Genomic DNA, 20,937 nt, shown 5'->3' on the forward strand with positions numbered 1-20,937 from the left:
GACCCCTGACTTGGCCGCGCGGGACCGTCTGAAGGCGCTGCTGATGGACAGGGCGGCGCGCGACTTTGCGGGCGTCGACATCTATGTGAAGAACCTGGAAATCGGCCCGCCGGTCGGCAAGCCGGTGCAATATCGCGTCAGCGCGCCCGATGCCGATGTCGCCCGCGACGCTGCGCGCAATCTGGCCGCCGTAGTGGCCCGGGAAGCACGGCTGCGCGATATCTCGATGGACTGGAACGAACCCGCGCGCGTGGTGCGGGTGGAAATCGACCAGGATCAGGCCCGCCGGTTGGGTGTCACCAGTCAAGAGGTATCGGACACGCTGTCGGCGCTGTTCTCCGGCAAGGTCGTGACGCAACTGCGCGACGACATCTTCCTGATCGATGTCGTCGGGCGGGGCGAGGCTGGCGACCGCAGTTCCATCGACTCGATCCGCAATCTGCAACTGGTGCTGGCCACGGGCCAGAGCGTGCCCTTGTCCTCTATCGTGTCGCTGGAATATGCGACCGAACAGCCGCTGATCGCGCAGCGCAACGGATTGCCGACCGTGACCGTCAAGGCTGCCGTTTCCACCAAGGACCAGCCCGCGACGCTGGTCAACGCCCTCGCCCCGTCGGTGGCCGAGTTTCAGGCCAGCCTGCCGCCGGATGTGACCATCACCGTGGGCGGCACGGTCGAAACCTCGGCCGACAGCCAGGAACCCCTCGCCGCCGGTGTGCCGGTCATGCTGCTGATCATGGCGCTGCTGGTCATGGCGCAGATGCAAAGCTTCCGCTTGTCGTTGATCGTCTTTGCCGCCGCGCCCTTGGGCCTGATCGGCGTGGTCGCGGTTCTGGTGCCCTTTGGCGTGCCGATGGGCTTTGTCGCGATCCTGGGGATCCTGGCGCTGATCGGCATCCTGATCCGCAACTCGGTCATCCTGGTGCATGAAATCCAGGAACTGCTGCACAAGGGCCGCAGCCCCTGGCAGGCCGTGTTCGAGGCATCCGACAGCCGTGCCCGCCCGATCCTGCTGACGGCGGCTGCGGCATCGCTGGCGCTGATCCCGATTTCGCGCCAGGTGTTCTGGGGACCGATGGCATTTTCAATGATGGGCGGCATTATCGCCGGCACGCTGATCACGCTGGTCTTCGTGCCTGCGCTGTATTGCGCGGTGATGCGGGTCAGGCCGGATCCGGCCTGATCAGTCCAGGCTGGGGAAGAATTTGTCCGACCCGGTGAAAATCTCGCAGCCGTGTGCTGTCACGCCGATGGCGTGTTCAAACTGCGCCGACAGCGATTTGTCACGGGTCACGGCGGTCCAGTCGTCGGCCAAGACCTTGGTTTCGGGGCGGCCCAGGTTGATCATCGGCTCGATGGTGAAGAACATCCCTTCTTCCAGCATCGGGCCTTTGCCCGACCGGCCGAAATGCAACACATTAGGCGGCGCATGGAACACCCGGCCCAGCCCGTGGCCGCAGAAATCGCGCACCACCGACATTCCGTGCCCTTCGGCATAGCTCTGGATCGCTGCGCCGATATCGCCAAAGGTGGCGCCGGGGCGCACCGCCTCGATCCCCTTCATCAGCGCGTCATGGGTGACCTGGATCAGCCGGCGCGCCTTGATCGGGGCGCGGCCCGCCACATACATTCGGCTTGTATCGCCATACCAGCCATCGACGATCACCGTCACGTCGATGTTCAGGATGTCGCCATTGGCCAGAACCTTGTCGCCCGGGATGCCGTGGCAGACCACATGGTTCACGCTGATGCAGCTTGCGTGTTCATAACCGCGATAGCCGATGGTGGCCGATGTCACGCCCAGTTCCTGCACCCGGCGGGTGATGAAATCGTCAAGCGCGCCGGTGGTGATGCCCGGCTGGACCAGCGGCCCGACCTCGTCCAGGATCTGCGACGCCACGGCCCCGGCCTTGTGCATGCCCGAAAAGTCCTCGCGCGCGTGGATGCGGATGCCTTCCTTGGTGATGTGGCTTTGATCCATGGGTGATCCTTTCGTCTGGCCGCATAGATAGACCCGGATGGTCCCTTGTTCCAGCCCCGCGCGTGCGCATAGATGCGGGACAGCACAGGTTTCAGGGGGCGGAAAGATGCAATCCGACAATCCGACGGCGGCGATCCTGGTGATCGGGGACGAGATCCTGTCAGGCCGCACGCGCGAAGGGAACGCGCATCACCTGGCGCAGGTGCTGTCCGCGACGGGCTTCGATCTGCGCGAAATCCGCGTGGTGGCCGACGATCACGACCGGATCGTGGCAGCCATCCGCGCCCTGGACGGCAGCCTGGGCGGCGATTACGACCTGCTGTTCACCAGCGGCGGCATCGGGCCGACCCATGACGACATCACCGCCGATGCCGTGGCCGACGCCCATGGCACCACGGTCGAGATCGATCCCCGGGCGCGCGCCTTGCTGCAGGCCCGCTGCGACCGGATGGGATACGAGTTGACGGAAAACCGCCTGCGCATGGCCCGGATCCCGGTGGGCGCGACGCTGATCGACAACGCCGTATCAGCCGCGCCGGGGTTTTCCATCGGCAACACCCATGTCATGGCCGGTGTCCCCGAGGTGTTCCGCGGCATGGTCGATTGGTTGATCCCCCGCCTGTCCGCGGGCCGTCCCGTCCAGTCGCAAAGCGTCGAGGTTCGGCGCGGCGAAAGCGAGGTGGCCGAGGGGCTGCGCGCGGTGGCGGGCGAATATCCCGACCTGTCGCTGGGATCCTATCCCTTCCAGAATGGAACCGGCTGGGGCACGAACCTGGTGGTGCGCGGCCTTGATGCCGGGCGCGTGGCCCAGGCGATGGCGGCGCTGAAAGAACGGCTGTCGCTGTGATGGATGCCCTTCTGGCCCAGGCGTTCGAGGAGACCTGGCCCGCCGCCGAATACGCGGATGCGGGCGGTTTCCGCGTCGGGCGCGGGTTCGGCGCAGGCGGGCGGGTCAGTTCGGCACGGGCGGCGGGGGCATGGGTGCCGGACGATATTCCGGCGGCCGAGGCGGTTCACCGCGCCTGGAGCCAGCAGCCGATGTTTCGCGTGCTGGACACGGATCGCGACCTGATCGACGCCCTGACTGCTGCCGGATACCGGGCGGAAACGCCCACGGCGATCATGCAGGCGCAGGTCACCGCACTGACCGACCAGGCGATCCCGTACCTGACGACCTTTGCGGTCTGGCCGCCCTTGGCGATTCAGCGCGACCTTTGGTCGGCGGGCAACATCGTTCCGTCGCGGCAGGCCGTCATGGACCGCGTGACCGGGCCAAAGACCGCCATCCTGGGCCGCATCGACGACCGTGCGGCGGGTGCCGCCTTTGCCGCGATCCATGCGGATGTGGCGATGGTTCACGCGGTCGAGGTGCTGCCCCCCTTCCGCCGCCGTGGCCTTGCAGGCTGGATGATGCGGCAGGCGGCATTCTGGGCCGGGGACGGGGGCGCCACGCGGATCGGGCTGGCCGTCAGCCGCGCCAATGCGGGTGCGCGGGCAACCTGGGACCGGCTGGGCTTTTCCGAGGTCGCGGGCTATGCCTATTACGCCAAGCCGTCATAGGGCGGCGCGGATGCTGGCGGCGATCAGCGCGGGCACCTCGGGCGCAAGGCCGATGGGATCCAGGCGCGGTCCGGCAAAGCCCGCCTGATCCAAGGCCGTTGGCAGGTCGTCCAGAACGTGTTCCGCCCGCAGCGCGAAAAAGGGCAGGCTGACCGCGCGGTCCAGCCCCCTTGCAGCATCGGCAAGGAAGGGTTCCTGTTCGACAAAGCCCGTGACCACGCGCGCGAAATGCGGGGCGATGCTTTCGGCCAGGGCGGTGGTGATGGCGAAGGACGCCTGCGACCGCTGGGAACCATGCGCGGCCAGCAGCAAGGTCGTATCCTGCGGCGTCCAGCCTTGCGCCGATGCGGCGGCACGGGCTTGGGCCACGATAAGGCCGGGCAGGGCGGGGTCGGTGCCGAAGGGGCGCAGCACCCGCGCCCCGTCTGCACCCGCCTGGACCAGCCGCCGGGGCAGTTCCGTCCGGGTGAACCAGCCTTCGGCCATGAACATCGGATAGATCAGGCTTTCACCCTGGGCCACCGCCGCAAGCGCGCCGGGCATGGCAAGCGTGGCCCCCGCGACGGGGCAGCCTGGGTCGCAGGCGGCGACGCGGGCCGCCAGATCCTCGATGGCCTGCTGCTGCGGGCCAGGGTCGCCGGGCTGGCCATGGGATACGATGACGGCGCGCATCATGGGCGGAAATGCCGGGCAAGGGCCTCGGGCATCGGAAACTCCTCCAAGGCCCGGGCCCGGTTTTCCGCAGACATCTTGGCGGCGGTCTTTTCGATGATGCGCGGCAGCTTTTCGTCGGACTGCTCGGCCATGAAATCGCCCAGGTACCAACGGATGAAGGTAAAGCAGATCACGTCCTCCAGGGCCTGAACCTCGGCGTCGCGCTTGAGGCCCTGCTTGGTCAGCATCTTGCGGGCCTGCTCGATGTCGTTTTCTTCGTAGCCCGCATCGGCCATGATGGCTGCGATGCGATCCGCATGGCGGCGGCCCTGTTCCTGGCGCCATTGCAGATAGCCCGCCCGGTCCATCGGATAGGCGCTGCGCGGCAAAAGCCAGCGTTCGATATGCTGGCCCCGGCAAGCGATGCGCAGCGCGTCCGATGCCTGGGGGAACAGGTGCTGCTGCTGTTCCGTCATCCGCTGGCCGTAAAGCAGGTTGGCGGGCTTGCCCTCGTCCAGGTTCGGATCCTGGGCATTGGCGGCATCGATGGCCTGGAAGGCATGGTCAAGGCGAGTGGTCATGGGGACGTCCCTTTTGGTCGCAGTTTCACCCGCTGGCGCTGCCCTCTGCAAGCGGCTAGATGGAGGCATGACCGGATGGATCGAATACGGGGCCGCCTGGGCCTGTTTCCTGGGCGCGCACATGATCCCGGCGCTGCCCGGGCCGCGCGGCCGGCTGATCGCGACACTGGGGCGGCGGGGATACCTGGCTGCCTTCAGCCTGCTGTCGATCGGATTGCTGTACTGGCTGATCGTGGCGGCGGGACGGGCGCCCTATGTCCATCTGTGGGACCAGCCGGGCTGGAGCCGCTGGCTGGTCAACATTGCCATGCCGGTGGCAATTCTGATCGGGACGCTGTCGGTCGGCATGTCGGGGCTGGTGGTGGCCTTTGCCCTGTGGGCGGGCGCGCATCTGGTCGCCAATGGCGATGTGGCCCATGCGATCTTCTTTGGCGGGATGGGCATCTTTGCGCTGTCCGGCATTGCGCGGTCGGGGCTGCCTGGTGCGTTCCGGGTGACATGGAGGCGGCTGGCGCTTGCGGTGCTGATCTGGGCCGCGCTGTTGCACCTGCATCCGCTGGTGATCGGGGTGTCGCCCTTGCCTGCCTGACGGCAGGCGAAGGCCGGGGCGCTGCCCCGGACCCCGGAATATTTGGACCAAGGCAAATCAGGTGAGGCGGAAGCCGTCGGGGATGGCGTCATGGCCTTCCAGGATCAGGTCTGCCATCACCTGCGCCACCTTGGGCGCCATGCCGAAGCCGATCTTGAAACCGCCATTGGCCACGAAATGGCCCGGGCGACCGGGCCATGGTCCCAGGATCGGCGCACGGGTCCGGGCGCGGGGGCGGGCACCGGCCCAGCGGTCGATCACCGGCGCTTCGTGCAATTGGGGACAGGTAGCCCGGGCCCTGGCGATCAAGGCGTCGATCTGATCGTCGGGGTCCAGGTGGCCGTAATCGGTTTCCGAGGTCGAGCCGACCGCAACCGTTCCGTCCGCATGGGGAACGATATGCAGACCGTCGGCAAAGACCTGCGGGGCGTCGGGGGCGGCATATCGCAGCAGCGCCGACTGACCCTTGACGCCCTTGCCGATGGGACGGCCCAGGTCGCGGGACAGGTCCGTCAGCCCCGCCGTGCCAGTCGCCCAGAGAACCGGGCCGGCCAAGGGGCCGGGCTGCTGGCCCTCGACGATTTCCCCGCCTCGGTTGCGGATCGCGGCGGCAAGCGCCAAGCCCGCCGCGCGGGGGGACAGGCGGGCGGTCAGGCTGTCGAACAGCCAGTGGCCGGACGGGCTGCGGGGCATCAGATCGCCCTGGGGCCGGTCGGTCAGGTGTATGGCGCAGCCTTCCGGCCAGCGGTTCTCCGCAGCAGCGATGCGGTCGCCGAGGCGTTCGGCGGCGGCTGTGTCGGCCAGGGGTTGAAGCCGTCCGGTGCGGGCATATCCGCTGGGCAGGCCCGACGCATCCTCGACCCCCGCCCAGAAGCCGGGGGCCATCAGCAGGCTGTCCAGTTGAAACGCTTTCTTGGGGTTCCAGTTGTCCGGCGCATGGGGGGCAAGCGCGCCGACATGGCCGCCGGACGATCCGGCACCGATCCGTTCGGCCTCGATCACGCGGACGCGGGCGCCGCGCTGGACCAATTCCCAAGCGCAGGCAAGCCCGAAGATTCCGCCGCCGATGATCGTCACGCTTGTCAAGACCTGGCTCTTTCCCCTAGCTGCCCCCATGGATGCGTTACCCGATGCCGATCCCGCCCGCCACCCGCAGCTTGACTGGCAGGAGGGCGGCGTGCCGGTGTCCACCCGCTTCGACGATCCCTATTTCAGCCTTGCGGGGGGGCTGGCGGAAACCCGGCACGTCTTTCTGGCGGGCAACGGCCTGCCCGCGCGGCTGCGGCGGGGGTTTCATGTGGCGGAACTGGGCTTTGGCACCGGCTTGAATTGCCTGGCCCTGGCGCAGGTTGCCACCGACCCGGTTGTGATGACCAGTTTCGAGGCCTGGCCGATGAGCCTGGCGCAGCTTGAACAGGCCCATGCCGCCTTCCCGGACCTGGCGGGGCTGGCGGCGCAGCTTCGGGCAGGCTGGGGGAACGACATGATCCGCCTGAGCCAGGTCACGTTGCATCTGGTGATCGGCGATGTGGCCCAGACGCTGCCTGTCTGGGACGGCCGGGCGGATGCCTGGTTCCTGGACGGCTTTTCCCCCGCCAAGAACCCGCAGATGTGGGGGGACGATATCATGGCCCATGTCGGGCGCTGCACGGCGCCGGGCGGAACCTTTGCCACCTATACCGCCGCGGGCGCGGTGCGGCGCGCGTTGGCGCAGGCGGGCTTTCACGTCGAACGCCGTCCCGGCTTTGGCCGCAAGCGGCACATGAGCGTCGGGGTCAGGCCCTAGCGACCGACGCGCGGGATGCGGGTCGCGGCATAGACCACCTCGGGATGCGGGGGATGGCCGTGGGTGCGCGCCCAAAAGGCCCGCCCGCCCAGCCGCAGGAACCGCGGCAAGGCCAGCACGACGCCCGCCAGGAACCCGCCCGCGTGCGCCCAGTATGCAACCCCGCCCCCGTCGCCGGGCGTGGTGTAGCCGCCGAAGATCTGGATCGCCAGCCAGACGCCCAGCACGATCCAGGCAGGCAGGGTGAATATCTTGAAGAAGATGATGAAGATTGCGACAACATCGACCCGCGCGCGCGGAAACAGCAGAAGATATCCGCCCATGACGCCCGCGATGGCGCCCGATGCGCCCACCATGGGAATGGGCGAAAGCGAATCCGCCGCAATCTGGGCCGCCGCCGCCGCCAGTCCGGCGGCCAGGTAAAAGGCCAGGAATCCCAGCCGGCCCATCTGTTCTTCCAGGTTATCGCCAAAAACATACAGGAACAGCAGGTTGCCCGCGATATGCAGGAGCCCGCCATGCAGGAACATATGGGTCAGCAGGCCCCACAGCAGTTCCCCCTGGATCACCGCCAGCGGATACAGCGCCAGCCGCACCCACAGCCATTCCCCGCCCTGCACCACAGGCAGGGTCAGCAGATACATCGCGATATTGGCGGCGATCAGGCCATAGGTGACCCAGGGACGCTGGTCGGACGGGTTATGGTCCCGGATCGGGAACACCGGCCTATTGCCCGGTTGCGGAAATCAGGCCGATGCGTTCGCGCCCCTCGGGGTCGATCAGGGCGATGCCCCCCGATGCCCGCCGCGCGGCGGTGACGGAACCCAAGGCCATTCCGAACCGCGTTTCGGCCATCATGCGATCAGGCTCGGCGCAGGCCATGCGGGTCATCACGGTCCCGCCGAGGGTCATGGCGCCGCCGCTTTCGGTCAACTGCGCACTGTAGCGGTTGCAGGGCGCCCGGCCCGTGACGCGCCCGCCCTCGCCCACATCCAGTGTGACGCCGGCCGGTGCGGGGGCGCCGTCGATGCGGGCCACGGTGAAGCTGTTGCCGGGCTTCAGCATGGCCACGGACCTTTCGCCGGTATCCTGGCAGGCCGCCAGGGCGGCAACGGTTGCAAGCGCGGCAAGGGTGCGGGTGATGGTCATGCGATCCTCGGGGCGTGTTCGCGGCCAAGCATCGCCCGGCAGGCCGGGCTGTGCAAGGGCGGGCCTGTTCGGCGGGGATGGGCTGCGCTAGCATCCGCCAAATCCGCAAGGGAGCGATTCCGATGACGACCATGACCGACCGCAAGAACGCCGCCATTTCCCGTGGCGTGGGCATGACCACGCAGATCTATGCCGAACGGGCCGAGAATGCCGAGATCTGGGACAAGGACGGCAACCGCTATATCGACTTTGCGGCGGGCATCGCGGTCGTGAACACCGGCCACCGCCATCCGAAGGTCGTCGAGGCCGTGAAGGCGCAACTGGACCGCTTCACCCATACCTGCCACCAGGTCGTGCCGTATGAAAACTACGTCTCGCTGGCCGAGCGTTTGAACGCTTTGGTTCCCGGCGATTTCGACAAGAAGACGATTTTCGCCACGACGGGGGCCGAGGCGGTGGAAAACGCCATCAAGATCGCCCGCCATTATACCGGCCGTCCCGGCATCGTCAGTTTCGCGGGCGGTTTTCACGGGCGGACCTTCATGGGCATGGCGCTGACCGGCAAGGTCCAGCCCTACAAGGCGGGCTTCGGGCCGATGATGCCCGATGTCTGGCACCTGCCGTTCCCCAATCCCCTGCACGGCGTCAGCAAGGAAGACGCGCTGAAATCCCTGCAGCAGCTGTTCAAGGCCGATCTGGAACCGGCCCGCGTGGCGGCCATCATCGTCGAGCCCGTGCAGGGCGAGGGCGGTTTCTACGAGGTGCCGCCCGGCTTCATGGCCGAACTGCGCGCGCTATGCGACCATCACGGGATGCTGCTGATCGCGGACGAGGTGCAGACCGGATTCGCACGCACCGGCAAGCTGTTCGCGATGGAACATCACGGGGTCGCGGCCGACCTGACCGCCATGGCCAAGGGGCTTGGCGGCGGCTTGCCGATCAGTGCCGTCACGGGCCGGGCCGAGGTGATGGACAGCCCCAATCCCGGTGGCCTGGGCGGCACCTATGCTGGCAATCCGCTGGGCGTGGCCGCAGCCCATGCCGTTCTGGACGTGATCGAGGAGGAAGGGCTTTGCGACCGCGCCACCCGCCTGGGCCAGCGGTTGAAGCAGCGGCTGGCTGCGGCGCGCGACCAGATCCCGCAGATCGCCGACATCCGCGGTCCCGGCTTCATGAACGCGGTCGAATTCAACCTGCCTGGCAGCGACAGCCCCAGCCCCGATTTCACCAACAAGGTCCGGGAAGAAGCGTTGAAGCGCGGCCTGATTCTGTTGACCTGCGGCGTATACGGCAACGTGGTCCGTTTCCTTGCGCCGCTGACGATCCCGGACGCGGTGTTCGAGGAGGCCTTGGATATCCTGGACGACAGCCTGCTGGCGGCAAGGAACGGATCCCATTCGGGATCGGGTGCATGACGGATGTCGCCCTGGGCCAGCTTGCGACGTCAGAGTTGATGTTCGTCGTTGTCCTGGGGCTGGGCCTGGCGATCTTCAATGGCGGTATGGCGGCGGTGCTGCCCGCCCGATCCCGGGGTGCCTGGCTGTTGATCATGGCCACCGTGCAACTGGCCTTTGGCGGGCTTTTGATCGTTCTGGCGCGATCGACCCTGTCACAGCAGGGCGGGGACATCCGCTATTCGATCGGTGTGCTGTTCGCCGCGCCCATCGTCATCGGCGGACTGATCGCCGTGGCCATGTGGGTCGTGGATCAAAGGTTCTCGCGCACCGCCCGTCGCCGGGAACCGTAGGCAGGGCTGCCACGGGACGGCATGGAGGCGGCTTTCCCGGATCGGGGGCAATGCGCACCGTCCTGCCCGGGCGCGGGGCAGGACGGTGGCGGGGCTTCGGAGGATCATTGGAACAGGGACCGGCACTTTCGCCTTGTCCTTGGCCGGGGACGATTGTCTTAAGACCCGAAGGCCCTGACACAGCGCGCAAGGAGCGGGAATGACGGAACGCAAATGCATCGGGGTGATCCTGGGGTCGATCCGCGAAGGCCGGATCAACGACCGCGTGGCATTCTGGGTGATCCGCCAGCTGGAAGGGCACGGCTTTGCCACGCGGACCATCGACCCGGCCGACCCCGACCTGCTGCCCGTGCAACTGGGCGACGAGGCCGCGATTCAGCGGCTGCGCAGCCAGATGGCGAACCTTGACGGCTTTGTCATCGTCACCCCCGAATACAACCATGCCGAACCGGGGCATCTGAAAACGCTGATCGACAGCGTCACCGCCGAATGGTGGGCGCGCCCCGTGGGGCTGATCGGCTATGGCGGTCTGTCGGGCGGATTGCGCGCCCTGGAGGCGCTGCGCATCATCCTGGCGGAACTGCATACGGTGACGCTGCGCGACACGGTCAGCTTTGCCTCGCCCTGGCGGCGGTTCGACGAACTGGGCCACATGACCGACCCCGATGCCGCGGCTGCGGCCGAGGCCGCGATGGCCGTCTTTGCCCATCGGCTGGATTGGTGGGTCGAGGCCCTGGCCCATGCGCGCCATGCCCGCCCCTATGACCCCCGGGATGACCGCTGATGGATCGACTGCTGGTCGATCCGCGAAGCTGGGGGGTGATGCTGGCTGCGACGCTGACGGTGATGTCGAACGCCACGATCACCCCCTCCCTGCCGGGGCTGGAAGCCGCCTTTGCCGACGATCCGCTGGCCCCCACCATCACCCGGCTGCTGATCACCGCGCCGTCGCTGCTGGTCGCGGTCGTGGCGCCCTTGGCGGGGGTGCTGACCGACCGGCTGGGACGCCGCCGCCCGCTGCTGTGGGGGCTGGTCATCTATGCCATTGCCGGGACCGCAGGGCTTTATCTGCCCACGCTGGAGACGATCCTGGCCAGCCGCCTGGCGCTTGGCCTGGGGGTCGCGCTGATCATGACGGCGCAGGCCGCGCTGATCGGCGATTACTTCGACGGCCCGGCGCGCGGGCGGCTGATGGGATACCAGATGGCCGCGACCAATCTGGGCGGCCTGGTCTTTGTCACGACCGCTGGCGCCCTGGCCGCCATCGACGCGCGGCTGCCCTTTGCGATCTATGGGCTGGCGGTGCCGCTGTTCCCGCTGTTGTGGCGGATTCTGCCCGAACCGCCCCGTGCGGCCGGAGGCCGCGGTCCCGTGGCCCGTCACGAATTGCCCGCCGATCCCGGCTGGCGGATGGTGGCCACCGTCATGTCGGGGGCGGCGGGGCTGACCTTTGTCATCTTCTATGCGGTCCCCACGCAACTGCCCTATCACCTGCAAGGGATCGGGCTGACGGATCCGCGCCATGCGGGCGTGGTGATGGGGGCGATGATGGCCTCGGCCGCCGTCATGTCGGTTGTCTCGGGCCTGGTCCGGCTGGGGCGGATCGCCACGCCTGTCGCAGGCTATCTGGGATTGGCCGGGGGCTTTGCGGCGATTGCCCTGGCGCAGGGACTGGGGATGGCGATGGCGGGGGCGGCGCTGATCGGGGCGGGACTGGGGTTCTGTATGCCGACATTTATTACAACGGCGTTGAACGCCGCACCCGCGCGGTATCGGGGGCTGGTGTCGGGGCTGATCACCTCGGCCATTTTCCTGGGGCAGTTCCTGTCGCCCCTGGCGTCGACGCCGCTGGTCGCCCATCTGGGTTATCCGGGGGCCTTCCTGACGGGTGCCACAGGTTTTGTCGTGCTGGCGGTGGCGCTGATCGCAATGCTGCGGCGCCAGGCTCCGGCGGTGCAGGTGAAAAGGATTTCCGAATGACCGCGATCATCCAGATCGACCATTTGTCCAAGCAATACGGCAGCGGCACCAAGGCGCTGAGCGATGTTACCCTGGACATCCACGAGGGCGAGATCATCGCCCTTCTGGGTCCGAACGGGGCGGGCAAGACCACGCTGATTTCCATCATCTGCGGGCTGGTGGTGCCCACGGGCGGCACGGTTCGCGTGGGCGGCCACGACATCCGCACGGACTGGCGCGGCGCACGCAAGCTGATCGGCCTTGTTCCCCAGGAAATCGCCCTTGAGCCCTTCGAGACGGTTTTGAACGCGGTCCGCTTCACGCGCGGCCTTTATGGCGAAGGCCCGGACGACGCCTATATCGAACAGGTGCTGCGCAGCCTGGCCCTGTGGGACAAGCGCGATGCCAAGACCCGCGAGTTGTCGGGCGGCATGAAGCGGCGGGTGCTGATCGCCAAGGCCTTGTCGCACCGGCCCAAGGTGCTGTTCCTGGACGAGCCCACGGCGGGCGTGGACGTGACCCTGCGCCGCGAGATGTGGGAGGTCGTGGACCAGTTGCGCCGCGACGGCGTGACCATCATCCTGACCACGCATTACCTGGAGGAAGCCGAGGAAATGGCCGACCGCATCGGCGTCATCAACCGCGGCCAGCTGCTGCTGGTCAAGCCTACGGCGGATCTGATGGGCGAGTTCGGCAAGAAGACCCTGACGGTCGAGTTGATAGAACCCCTGGTCGCCATCCCCGATACGCTGGCGGATCGGGGATTGCGCCTGTCTGCGGACGGGCGGTCGCTGGCCTATGAATACGACACCCGGGCCGAACGCACCGGCATCGCGCATCTGCTGGGCGATCTGGCGGGGCAGGGGATCATGGTGCGCGACGTATCGACCCGGCAATCCAGCCTTGAGGAAGTGTTCATGACGCTGGTCAGCGAACCGCGTCAGGAGGTAACGGCATGAGCGGCGTCAACTGGCCCGGCGTCTGGGCGATCTTCCATCACGAGATGACGCGCTTTTTCCGCACCGTCATGCAGTCGATGCTGTCGCCGGTCGTGTCCACGGTGCTGTATTTCGTGGTCTTCGGCGCGGCCATCGGCGGGCGCATCCAGTCGGTCGAGGGGGTGGAATACGGCGCCTTCATCGTGCCCGGCCTGATGATGCTGACGATCCTGCAGCAATCGGTCAGCAATGCCAGCTTCGGCATCTATTTCCCGAAGTTCAGCGGCACGATCTATGAATACCTGGTGTCCCCGGTGGGCTGGATCGAGGTGACGCTGGGCTTTGTGGGGGCGGCCGCCGCCAAGGCCGTGCTGATCGCCCTTGTGATCCTGGTGACCAGCTTCTTTTTCGTGGGCGTCCATATCCTGCACCCGTTCTGGATGCTGGCCTTCCTGATCCTGACCGCCACCGGATTCAGCCTGCTGGGCTTCATCATCGGCCTATGGGCGAAGAACTTCGAGCAGTTGCAGATCGTGCCGATGATGGTGATCACGCCCTTGGTTTTTCTGGGCGGCGCGTTCTATTCGTCGGATATGCTGCCGCCATTCTGGGAAGGCGTGGCCAAGCTGAACCCGGTCCTGTACCTTGTGTCGGGCTTTCGCTGGTCGTTTTTCGGCCTTGCCGACGTGCCGGTCGGCGTGTCTCTGGTCGCCGTCACCGTGATGATCGTGGCCTGCTGCGCGGCGATCCGCTGGATCTTCGCGACCGGCTGGCGGCTGCGCGAGTGAGTTGCGCTGCTCCATGTTGCAGATGCGGGACTGGGGATCGAGCCTGACATAGTCGCGCGCCGTGATGACCTGCATCTCCATCGTGCGGTTCCAGCCGCCGAACCAGCGGTCGCGGATGCCATTGCGATAAAAGTTGCCCATGATCTGGTCCACATAGGGCGGGATGATCTGGGTGTTCGGGATGCGCGGCGCGTGAAAGCCGATGCGCGACTTCGGCCCCAGGCAGGCATTGGGCAGCGTCGTCAGGATCGTGCAGGCCGACCGGCAGTATCCCCGGATCCGCACCGTCTTGCCCGACCGGGCCAGCCGTTCGCGCAACTGCACCATTTGCAGCACATTGCCGCCGCGATGGTTTTCCACGTCGATGAAGCGCCCCCGATCGACAATATCGGCGTTGGTTGCGGCGGGAACCACGCCCGTCAGGGCTGCGGCAAGGGTCAGGATCAGGCGAAATCGGGTCATGCGGTGTATCTTGCCGATTGGCGGAGTTTCGGGAAATCACGTTCCGGCGACGTGAAGGGTGCCGCATCCCCCTTTTCCGGCGCGCCCGAATCACCTATCTGCGGCGGATGCACATGAACCCGCCCGACCTGCGCCCCGACCTGGCCCGCGCCCGCATTCCCGATGACAGCCTTGGGGTGCGCCGCGAAGGCCAGCCGACCATCGGCATGGTCAGCCTTGGCTGTCCCAAGGCGCTTGTGGACAGCGAACGCATCCTGACCCGCCTGCGGGCCGAGGGCTATGCGATCAGCCCCGACTACAAGGGTGCGGATGCGGTGATCGTGAACACCTGCGGCTTCCTAGACAGCGCCAAGGCGGAATCGCTGGATGCGATTGGCGAGGCGCTGCGCGAGAACGGCAAGGTTCTGGTCACGGGCTGCCTGGGGGCGGAACCCGAATACATCACGGGCGCCCATCCCAAAGTTCTGGCCGTCACCGGCCCGCACCAGTACGAGGCCGTGCTGGACGCGGTCCACGCCGCCGTGCCGCCGCAGCCCGATCCCTTTATCGACCTGCTGCCTGCATCGGGCGTCAGCCTGACCCCGCGCCATTACAGCTATCTGAAGATTTCCGAGGGCTGCAATCACCGCTGCAAGTTCTGCATCATTCCCGATATGCGCGGACGCCTGGTCAGCCGCCCCGCCCATGCCATCGTCCGCGAGGCCGAGAAGCTGGTCGAGGCCGGGGTCAGGGAATTGCTGGTCATCAGCCAGGACACTTCGGCCTATGGCCTGGACCGCAAGTTTGAAACCGAACGCGGCCACCGCGCCCATATCACCGACCTGGCCCGCGACCTGGGCAGCCTGGGGCCTTGGCTGCGGCTGCATTACGTTTACCCCTATCCCCATGTGCGCGACCTGATCCCGCTGATGGCGGAAGGGCTGGTGCTGCCCTATCTGGACATCCCCTTCCAGCACGCCCATCCCGACGTGCTGCGCCGCATGGCCCGTCCCGCCGCTGCCGCGCGGACCCTTGACGAAATTGCCGCCTGGCGCGCGGTCTGCCCGGACATCACCCTGCGATCCACCTTCATCGTGGGCTATCCCGGCGAAACCGAGGCCGAGTTCCAGACCCTGCTGGACTGGCTGGACGAGGCGCAACTGGACCGGGTCGGCGCCTTCCAGTACGAGAACGTCAAGGGCGCGCGGGCCAATGATCTGCCCGATCATGTCGCGCCCGAGGTCAAGCAGGACCGCTTCGAGCGTTTCATGGAAAAGGCCCAGGCGATTTCCGAAGCCAAGCTGGCGGCCAAGGTCGGCAGCCGGATCGAGGTGATCGTGGACAGCGTGGACGATCAGGGGGCCACCTGCCGCACCAAGGCGGACGCCCCAGAAATCGACGGCAACCTGTTCATCGACGAAGGGTTCCAGGCCTTGGCCCCCGGCGATATCGTGACCGTGACCGTGGACGAGGCGGGCGAATACGACCTTTGGGGCCGTTTGTGACGCTGCGGAACCGGCTGCCTGCCTTTATCGCCGACCATTACGAGGTTCACGAATGGCGCCATGCAAGCGCCATCCTGGCCCATGACTTTCCCGATGAATGGCGCGACATCATCGACGTGCTGACATCCTTCCGCCTGAAACGCGAATGGATCGAGGTGGGGGGCGGCAACAAGTCGCGCGTGTCGGCCTTTATCGACGGGTTTCTGGCAACGCGGGGCTGGCGTGAACGGCAGTTCCGCACCGGCATCGTGGTCGATGACCTGCTGAAGGAAAGCCCCACCCACAAGGTCGATTGTTTCAAGCGCGGCATCGGGCTGGAGATCGAGTGGAACAACAAGGATCCGTTTTATGACCGCGATCTCAACAACTTCCGCCTGCTGTTCGACCTGCGCGCGTTGAGCGTGGGTGTGATCGTCACCCGGGCGGACGAACTCCAGCAGATCTTCCGCCAGCTTGGCCGCGGGTCGTCCTATGGCGAATCCACTACGCATATGTCGAAGCTGTTGCCCCGAATTGAAGGTGGCGGCGGGGCGGGCTGTCCGCTATTGGTGTTCGGTATCACCAAAGCCCTTTACCTGGACACCGGAGGCCACGTTGAGCAGCGCGTCTGACGATCTTCTGGCCACCGCAGGCGCCGTCAAGTTCGGCACCATCCTGGCCGATCCCCCCTGGCAGTTCCAGAACCGCACGGGCAAGATGGCCCCAGAACACAAGCGCCTGTCGCGTTACCCGACCATGACGCTGGACGCGATCTGCGACCTGCCCGTCGAGGCGGTGGCCGACGCCCGGGCGCATCTTTACCTGTGGGTGCCGAACGCCCTTTTGCCCGAGGGGCTGAAGGTGATGGAACACTGGGGCTTCAAGTACAAATCCAACCTGATCTGGTACAAGGTCCGCAAGGACGGCGGCCCCGACCGGCGCGGCGTGGGGTTTTATTTCCGCAACGTGACGGAAATCCTGCTGTTCGGCGTGCGCGGCAAGGATGTGCGCACGCTGGATGCGGGCCGCAGCCAGGAAAACATCATCGCCACCCAGAAACGCGAACACTCGCGCAAGCCAGACGAGCAGTACGACCTGATCGAGGCTTGCAGCTGGGGCCCTCGGCTGGAGATGTTCGCGCGGGGTCCGCGCAAGAACTGGACCGTCTGGGGCAACCAGGCCGATGATTACCAGCCGGACTGGCCCACCTATTCCAACCATTCCCAAAGCAATGTGGTCAAGCTGCGTTGAGCAGCCTTGGCACGGTACTGGATCCGGCGGGCCAGCCGCGAAAGCCCGGCGCGCTGTGCATCGGCGCGCAAAAGGCCGGGACAAGCTGGCTGGCGCAGATGCTGGGCCAGCATCCCCAGATCTGGATTCCTCCGTTCAAGGAGGTGCAGTATTTCAACCACCTGTTCCTGCCGGGCCACCGGAAATGGATCGGCTGGCATTATCGCCAGAAGCCCCAGGAAATCCGCGACCGCCATGCCAAGCGCGGCATACCCGTGCCCCCGGATCTGGACGCCTATCTGAACGGCGTCACGCGTGGCAAGATGTTCCACAACCAGTGGTACAAGCGCGTCTTCGCTCCCGCGCCGCCGGTCGCCATTCCGATGGACTTCACGCCGGAATATTCGACCTTGCCCGACGAAGGCGTGGATTACGTGGCAAGGTTCCTGCCCCGCGCCAAGGTCATCTACCTGATCCGCCACCCCGTTGACCGCGCCGTGTCGCAACTGCGCATGAACCTGCAACGCGAAGGGCGCCGTCCCCAGACGCTTGCCGAATGGATGGCGGAAATCGACAACCCGTGCTGCACGACCGGGGCGATTACGCCAGCTTTCTGCCTCGCTGGCAGGCGCGTTATCCTGAAATGCTGGTCCTGCCCTTCGGCCGCATCGCCCGCGATCCCCATGGCCTGATGGAGGCGGTCGAGGCGCATCTGGGCATCGGTCCCTGGCTTTATTCCAACATCGCGGAAAAGGTCTTTGCCAGTCGCACCCCCCTCCAGCCGCCGCCCGAGGCGATTGCCGCCCTTGAGAAGCGCATTGCCCCGCAACTGACCTTCCTGGCGGATCACCTGGGCGCGGATTTCGTCGCCCAGACGCGCTGACCTTTCGCTTGGCCCCGCTTTCGCCTAAATAGCACCCAAAGTTTGCAGGAGATTCCGATGGCGTCCTATCAGTTCGTCTACCACATGGACGGCGTGTCCAAGACCTATCCCGGCGGCAAGAAGGTGTTCGAGAACATCCACCTCAACTTCCTGCCGGGCGTCAAGATCGGCGTCGTGGGCGTGAACGGCGCGGGGAAATCGACCCTTCTCAAGGTCATGGCCGGCATCGACAAGGATTTCCAGGGCGAGGCCTGGGCCGCCAAGGGCGCCAAGGTCGGCTATCTGTCCCAAGAACCATGGCTGGATCCGCAACTGAACGTGCGCGGCAACGTCATGGAAGGCGTGAAGGCCAAGCAGGCCAAGCTGGACCGCTATAACGAACTGGCGATGAACTATTCCGACGAGACCGCCGACGAGATGGCGCGGTTGCAAGACGAGATCGACGCCGAGAACCTGTGGGATTTGGACAGCCAAGTGGACATCGCGATGGAGGCGCTGCGCTGCCCGCCCGACGACGCCGATGTGGAAACCCTGTCGGGGGGCGAACGCCGCCGCGTGGCGCTGTGCAAGCTGCTGCTGGAAGCACCCGATATGCTGCTGCTGGACGAACCGACCAACCACCTGGACGCGGAAACTATCGCCTGGCTGCAAAAGCACCTGATCGAATACAAGGGCACGATCCTGACCGTGACCCACGACCGCTACTTCCTGGACGACATCACAAGCTGGATCCTGGAACTGGAGCGCGGCCGCGGATTGCCGCACGAGGGCAACTATTCGTCGTGGCTGGAAGCCAAGGCCAAGCGCGTGGCGCAAGAAGCGCGCGAGGACAAGTCCAAGCAGAAGGCCATGGAAAAGGAACTGGAATGGATCCGGGCAGGCGCCAAGGCCCGCCAGGCGAAATCCAAGGCCCGGATCTCCGCCTATAACAAGATGGCCGACGAATCGGTCAAGGAACTGGTGGGCAAGGCCCAGATCGTCATCCCCCACGGCCCGCGCCTTGGCGGCAAGGTGATCGAGGTCGAGGGCCTGAAAAAGCACATGGGCGACAAGCTTTTGATCGAGGATCTGTCCTTCAGCCTGCCGCCCGGCGGCATCATCGGCGTGATCGGCCCGAACGGCGCCGGCAAATCCACCCTGTTCAAGATGATCACCGGCCAGGAACAGCCCGACGAGGGCACCATCACCCTCGGCGAGACGGTGAAGATGTCCTATGTCGATCAGTCCCGCGACAGCCTGGATCCCGACAAGACCGTGTGGGAGGAAATCTCGGGCGGGGCCGAGGTGATCGAACTGGGCGATGCGCAGGTCAACAGCCGCAACTATGTGGGTTCCTTCAACTTCAAGGGCGGCGACCAGCAGAAAAAGGTGGGCCTGCTGTCGGGCGGCGAACGCAACCGCGTCCACATGGCCAAGCTGCTGAAGTCGGGCGGCAACGTGCTGCTGCTGGACGAACCGACCAACGACCTGGACGTGGAAACCCTGCAAGCGCTGGAAGCCGCCATCGAGAATTTCGCGGGCTGCGCGATCATCATCTCGCACGACCGGTTCTTCCTGGACCGGCTTTGCACGCATATCCTGGCCTTTGAGGGCGATGCCCATGTGGAGTTCTTCGAGGGGAACTTCGAGGATTACGAGAAGGACAAGGTGCGGCGTCTGGGGCCGGACAGCATCGAGCCCAAGCGGGTGAAGTACAAGAAGTTCACGCGGTGAAAGCCAAAGGCGGGGCTAGGCCCCGCCGACACCGGCATGGTACGCAACGCCCGCAGGCGTTGCGCTTTCTCTAGGCATTGACCGGCGGCTTGCCGGGGCACTGCGCCACGATCAGCGTGGGCGTCGGGCCTGCTGCCTGATCGGTCGCAACCGGGCCTTGAGAGGCGAGGACCGGGGCGGCAAGCAGGCAGGCGGTCAGGGTAGCAAGGGAAAGTCGCGTCATGAAGGCTCCTGTCTCTTGTTGCAACGGTTCAGCCTGACCCGAATCGGGCCGGGGACAAACACACAGGCGCGTTACCGGACCTTGCCTGTCCAGCCGGGCGGACGTTTGCCCACCCAGTCGAAGAACCGCCGCAGGTCGGGATGACCGCGCAGCGCCTCGGTGGTGGCAAAGTTGCGGGACAGCTCCGTCTCGCCCAGCGTCTTGTGGATGGTCTTGTGGCAGACATGGTGCAGCAGCACCGTCTCGCCTCCCTTGCCGCCGCGCAGCTTCGGGATCAGGTGATGGCGGCTTTGGGGAACGCCCGGGAGGATCGGGCGCAGGCACAGGGGGCAGATGGGGTCGTCCACCACCGGGACCGTCAGGCGTCCGCCCGCATCCGGTCAAAGCTGCACATCGCCATCCCCGCATCCGTCAGGTAACCGAAATGGCGTTCCACGGCGCGTTCCACATCGGACCGGGTGGCCTTGGACATGCCGCGCTTGCGCAGGATCTCGGGTGCATGGCGGGGCGTGTCGTTGTCGCCCCGATGAGTGACGATGTTGGGGAAATGCGGATCGGTGACAGCGACCAGCCGGGTCGGGATCGCGTAATGGCCATAATCGAAGATCGTGCGCGAGGAATGGCGGATCGCGGCGCCCGCGCTGAAAAACGGGCTGTACCAGTTATAGATGCCTTCGGTCGGGCCATCGGTGATGCAATAGAAGATCGATGGAAAGCTGACCGCGAAATGGGCATTGCGCCACATGCTGGCGGCATGACGACGCAGGCGACGAATGTAGTCCTTGGAGACGCAATCATCGTCGTCCAACCTGAGCTGGACCGTGTCGGCTAGATCCAGCCCGATTTCCGCCGAAACTGTCCCGATTGCCTCCGAGATATGGGTCGGGGGAAGAAAACGCAGGATCACCTGGTCCACGTTCCGGCAGATATCCTCCAGCCGCGCGCGATACGGATCGGGCATTCGGTCCGAGGATACGACCAGGAACCGGAAATCAGCATCGCTTTGATGGGTCAGCGACCGTAGGGTCAGATGCTCGAACGTGGCCAGCCGGGACTCGAGGCGTTCCGGCATGAACAGTTCCCGCGACTGGGTCGCATAGATCGCCTCGAGGGCTTCGTCCGGCTGGTTGCGAAAGGCCTTCCAGTCCCCCCGGCCCAGCATCGAAAATCGGCAAACACCAAGGATTTTGACATCGCGGTCGTTCATTCGCTGTTTCCCTTTGGCTTGGCC

The 20,937-nt window shown here is 66.0% G+C and carries 26 protein-coding genes; 17 read left to right on the forward strand and 9 right to left on the reverse strand.

What is annotated here, in order from left to right:
- Nucleotides 1–10 precede the first annotated feature (10 nt).
- Nucleotides 11–1,183: an efflux RND transporter permease subunit gene (locus Q5701_RS00005; RefSeq protein ID WP_306753152.1), complete on the forward strand. Its 1,173-nt coding sequence runs from the start codon at nucleotides 11–13 to the stop codon at nucleotides 1,181–1,183.
- Here Q5701_RS00005 and map read toward each other — a convergent pair whose 3' ends face one another.
- Complete coding sequence (map, locus tag Q5701_RS00010; protein WP_306753153.1) at nucleotides 1,184–1,981, reverse strand: type I methionyl aminopeptidase; 798 nt, start codon at nucleotides 1,979–1,981, stop codon at nucleotides 1,184–1,186. It abuts the gene before it with no gap.
- A gap of 106 nt (nucleotides 1,982–2,087) precedes the next feature.
- Between map and Q5701_RS00015 the strand changes: the two genes are divergently transcribed.
- Together Q5701_RS00015 and Q5701_RS00020 are read left to right on the forward strand one after the other, a co-directional pair.
- Complete coding sequence (locus tag Q5701_RS00015; protein WP_306753154.1) at nucleotides 2,088–2,828, forward strand: competence/damage-inducible protein A; 741 nt, start codon at nucleotides 2,088–2,090, stop codon at nucleotides 2,826–2,828.
- Nucleotides 2,828–3,541, forward strand: a complete 714-nt coding sequence (locus tag Q5701_RS00020; RefSeq protein ID WP_306753155.1) for a GNAT family N-acetyltransferase — start codon at nucleotides 2,828–2,830, stop codon at nucleotides 3,539–3,541. The genes Q5701_RS00015 and Q5701_RS00020 overlap by 1 nt, the downstream gene beginning before the upstream one ends.
- Here Q5701_RS00020 and Q5701_RS00025 read toward each other — a convergent pair.
- Both Q5701_RS00025 and Q5701_RS00030 read right to left on the reverse strand, forming a co-directional pair.
- A complete protein-coding gene (locus Q5701_RS00025; RefSeq protein ID WP_306753156.1) occupies nucleotides 3,536–4,216 on the reverse strand; it encodes a sirohydrochlorin chelatase in 681 nt (226 codons plus the stop codon). The two genes, Q5701_RS00020 and Q5701_RS00025, sit on opposite strands and share 6 nt — an antisense overlap.
- Entirely contained in the window at nucleotides 4,213–4,776 is a 564-nt protein-coding gene (locus Q5701_RS00030) for a DUF4202 domain-containing protein (RefSeq protein WP_306753157.1), read from the reverse strand. Before Q5701_RS00030 ends, Q5701_RS00025 begins: the two co-directional genes overlap by 4 nt.
- A 67-nt stretch (nucleotides 4,777–4,843) precedes the next feature.
- Here Q5701_RS00030 and Q5701_RS00035 point away from each other — a divergent pair, with 67 nt between their 5' ends.
- Entirely contained in the window at nucleotides 4,844–5,365 is a 522-nt protein-coding gene (locus tag Q5701_RS00035; RefSeq protein WP_306753158.1) for an NnrU family protein, read from the forward strand.
- A 57-nt stretch (nucleotides 5,366–5,422) separates the two neighbouring features.
- Here the strand turns inward: Q5701_RS00035 and Q5701_RS00040 are convergent, their stop codons facing one another.
- On the reverse strand, nucleotides 5,423–6,481 hold the full coding sequence (locus Q5701_RS00040; protein ID WP_306753159.1) for an NAD(P)/FAD-dependent oxidoreductase: 1,059 nt from the start codon (nucleotides 6,479–6,481) through the stop codon (nucleotides 5,423–5,425).
- Here Q5701_RS00040 and mnmC2 point away from each other — a divergent pair.
- Nucleotides 6,480–7,151 carry a tRNA (5-methylaminomethyl-2-thiouridine)(34)-methyltransferase MnmC2 gene (mnmC2, locus tag Q5701_RS00045; protein ID WP_306753160.1) on the forward strand — a complete coding sequence of 224 codons (672 nt, stop codon included), beginning with the start codon at nucleotides 6,480–6,482 and terminating at the stop codon, nucleotides 7,149–7,151. The genes Q5701_RS00040 and mnmC2 overlap by 2 nt on opposite strands.
- Here mnmC2 and Q5701_RS00050 read toward each other — a convergent pair.
- Nucleotides 7,148–7,873, reverse strand: coding sequence for a rhomboid family intramembrane serine protease (locus tag Q5701_RS00050; protein WP_306753161.1), 726 nt, complete (start codon nucleotides 7,871–7,873; stop codon nucleotides 7,148–7,150). The genes mnmC2 and Q5701_RS00050 overlap by 4 nt on opposite strands.
- Before the next feature lie 4 nt (nucleotides 7,874–7,877).
- Nucleotides 7,878–8,300, reverse strand: coding sequence for an META domain-containing protein (locus tag Q5701_RS00055; RefSeq protein ID WP_306753162.1), 423 nt, complete (start codon nucleotides 8,298–8,300; stop codon nucleotides 7,878–7,880).
- A gap of 122 nt (nucleotides 8,301–8,422) precedes the next feature.
- On the opposite strand from Q5701_RS00055, the gene Q5701_RS00060 reads away from it, so the two are divergent.
- From Q5701_RS00060 to ettA, 12 genes are all read left to right on the forward strand, one after another.
- Complete coding sequence (locus Q5701_RS00060; protein WP_306753163.1) at nucleotides 8,423–9,715, forward strand: 4-aminobutyrate--2-oxoglutarate transaminase; 1,293 nt, start codon at nucleotides 8,423–8,425, stop codon at nucleotides 9,713–9,715.
- Entirely contained in the window at nucleotides 9,712–10,047 is a 336-nt protein-coding gene (locus tag Q5701_RS00065; RefSeq protein ID WP_306753164.1) for a hypothetical protein, read from the forward strand. Before Q5701_RS00060 ends, Q5701_RS00065 begins: the two co-directional genes overlap by 4 nt.
- A gap of 199 nt (nucleotides 10,048–10,246) precedes the next feature.
- Nucleotides 10,247–10,831, forward strand: a complete 585-nt coding sequence (locus Q5701_RS00070) for an NADPH-dependent FMN reductase (protein ID WP_306753165.1) — start codon at nucleotides 10,247–10,249, stop codon at nucleotides 10,829–10,831.
- Nucleotides 10,831–12,027 carry an MFS transporter gene (locus Q5701_RS00075; protein ID WP_306753166.1) on the forward strand — a complete coding sequence of 399 codons (1,197 nt, stop codon included), beginning with the start codon at nucleotides 10,831–10,833 and terminating at the stop codon, nucleotides 12,025–12,027. Before Q5701_RS00070 ends, Q5701_RS00075 begins: the two co-directional genes overlap by 1 nt.
- The gene (locus Q5701_RS00080; RefSeq protein ID WP_306753167.1) at nucleotides 12,024–12,965 is read left to right on the forward strand and encodes an ABC transporter ATP-binding protein; all 942 of its coding nucleotides are present in this window, start codon (nucleotides 12,024–12,026) and stop codon (nucleotides 12,963–12,965) included. Before Q5701_RS00075 ends, Q5701_RS00080 begins: the two co-directional genes overlap by 4 nt.
- On the forward strand, nucleotides 12,962–13,732 hold the full coding sequence (locus tag Q5701_RS00085) for an ABC transporter permease (protein ID WP_306753168.1): 771 nt from the start codon (nucleotides 12,962–12,964) through the stop codon (nucleotides 13,730–13,732). Before Q5701_RS00080 ends, Q5701_RS00085 begins: the two co-directional genes overlap by 4 nt.
- Nucleotides 13,733–14,301: 569 nt before the next feature.
- The gene (gene rimO, locus Q5701_RS00090) at nucleotides 14,302–15,678 is read left to right on the forward strand and encodes a 30S ribosomal protein S12 methylthiotransferase RimO (protein ID WP_306755478.1); all 1,377 of its coding nucleotides are present in this window, start codon (nucleotides 14,302–14,304) and stop codon (nucleotides 15,676–15,678) included.
- Entirely contained in the window at nucleotides 15,675–16,289 is a 615-nt protein-coding gene (locus Q5701_RS00095) for a BglII/BstYI family type II restriction endonuclease (protein WP_306753169.1), read from the forward strand. The genes rimO and Q5701_RS00095 overlap by 4 nt, the downstream gene beginning before the upstream one ends.
- Nucleotides 16,273–16,908 carry an MT-A70 family methyltransferase gene (locus tag Q5701_RS00100; RefSeq protein WP_234854877.1) on the forward strand — a complete coding sequence of 212 codons (636 nt, stop codon included), beginning with the start codon at nucleotides 16,273–16,275 and terminating at the stop codon, nucleotides 16,906–16,908. The genes Q5701_RS00095 and Q5701_RS00100 overlap by 17 nt, the downstream gene beginning before the upstream one ends.
- A complete protein-coding gene (locus tag Q5701_RS00105; RefSeq protein ID WP_306753170.1) occupies nucleotides 16,905–17,579 on the forward strand; it encodes a sulfotransferase family protein in 675 nt (224 codons plus the stop codon). Before Q5701_RS00100 ends, Q5701_RS00105 begins: the two co-directional genes overlap by 4 nt.
- Complete coding sequence (locus tag Q5701_RS00110; protein WP_306753171.1) at nucleotides 17,531–17,770, forward strand: hypothetical protein; 240 nt, start codon at nucleotides 17,531–17,533, stop codon at nucleotides 17,768–17,770. Before Q5701_RS00105 ends, Q5701_RS00110 begins: the two co-directional genes overlap by 49 nt.
- A gap of 57 nt (nucleotides 17,771–17,827) precedes the next feature.
- Entirely contained in the window at nucleotides 17,828–19,483 is a 1,656-nt protein-coding gene (gene ettA / locus Q5701_RS00115) for an energy-dependent translational throttle protein EttA (RefSeq protein ID WP_306753172.1), read from the forward strand.
- Nucleotides 19,484–19,553: 70 nt separating this feature from the next.
- Here the strand turns inward: ettA and Q5701_RS00120 are convergent, their stop codons facing one another.
- The 3 genes from Q5701_RS00120 to Q5701_RS00130 all read right to left on the reverse strand — a co-directional run bounded on the left by Q5701_RS00120 (nucleotide 19,554) and on the right by Q5701_RS00130 (nucleotide 20,913).
- Entirely contained in the window at nucleotides 19,554–19,706 is a 153-nt protein-coding gene (locus Q5701_RS00120) for a hypothetical protein (RefSeq protein ID WP_234854880.1), read from the reverse strand.
- A gap of 71 nt (nucleotides 19,707–19,777) precedes the next feature.
- Nucleotides 19,778–20,053 carry an HNH endonuclease family protein gene (locus Q5701_RS00125; RefSeq protein ID WP_306753173.1) on the reverse strand — a complete coding sequence of 92 codons (276 nt, stop codon included), beginning with the start codon at nucleotides 20,051–20,053 and terminating at the stop codon, nucleotides 19,778–19,780.
- Nucleotides 20,054–20,064: 11 nt separating this feature from the next.
- Nucleotides 20,065–20,913 carry a glycosyltransferase gene (locus Q5701_RS00130; RefSeq protein WP_306753174.1) on the reverse strand — a complete coding sequence of 283 codons (849 nt, stop codon included), beginning with the start codon at nucleotides 20,911–20,913 and terminating at the stop codon, nucleotides 20,065–20,067.
- Nucleotides 20,914–20,937 lie beyond the last annotated feature (24 nt).

The organism is Paracoccus actinidiae (genome assembly GCF_030863885.1).
Taxonomy (GTDB): Bacteria; Pseudomonadota; Alphaproteobacteria; order Rhodobacterales; family Rhodobacteraceae; genus Paracoccus; species Paracoccus everestensis.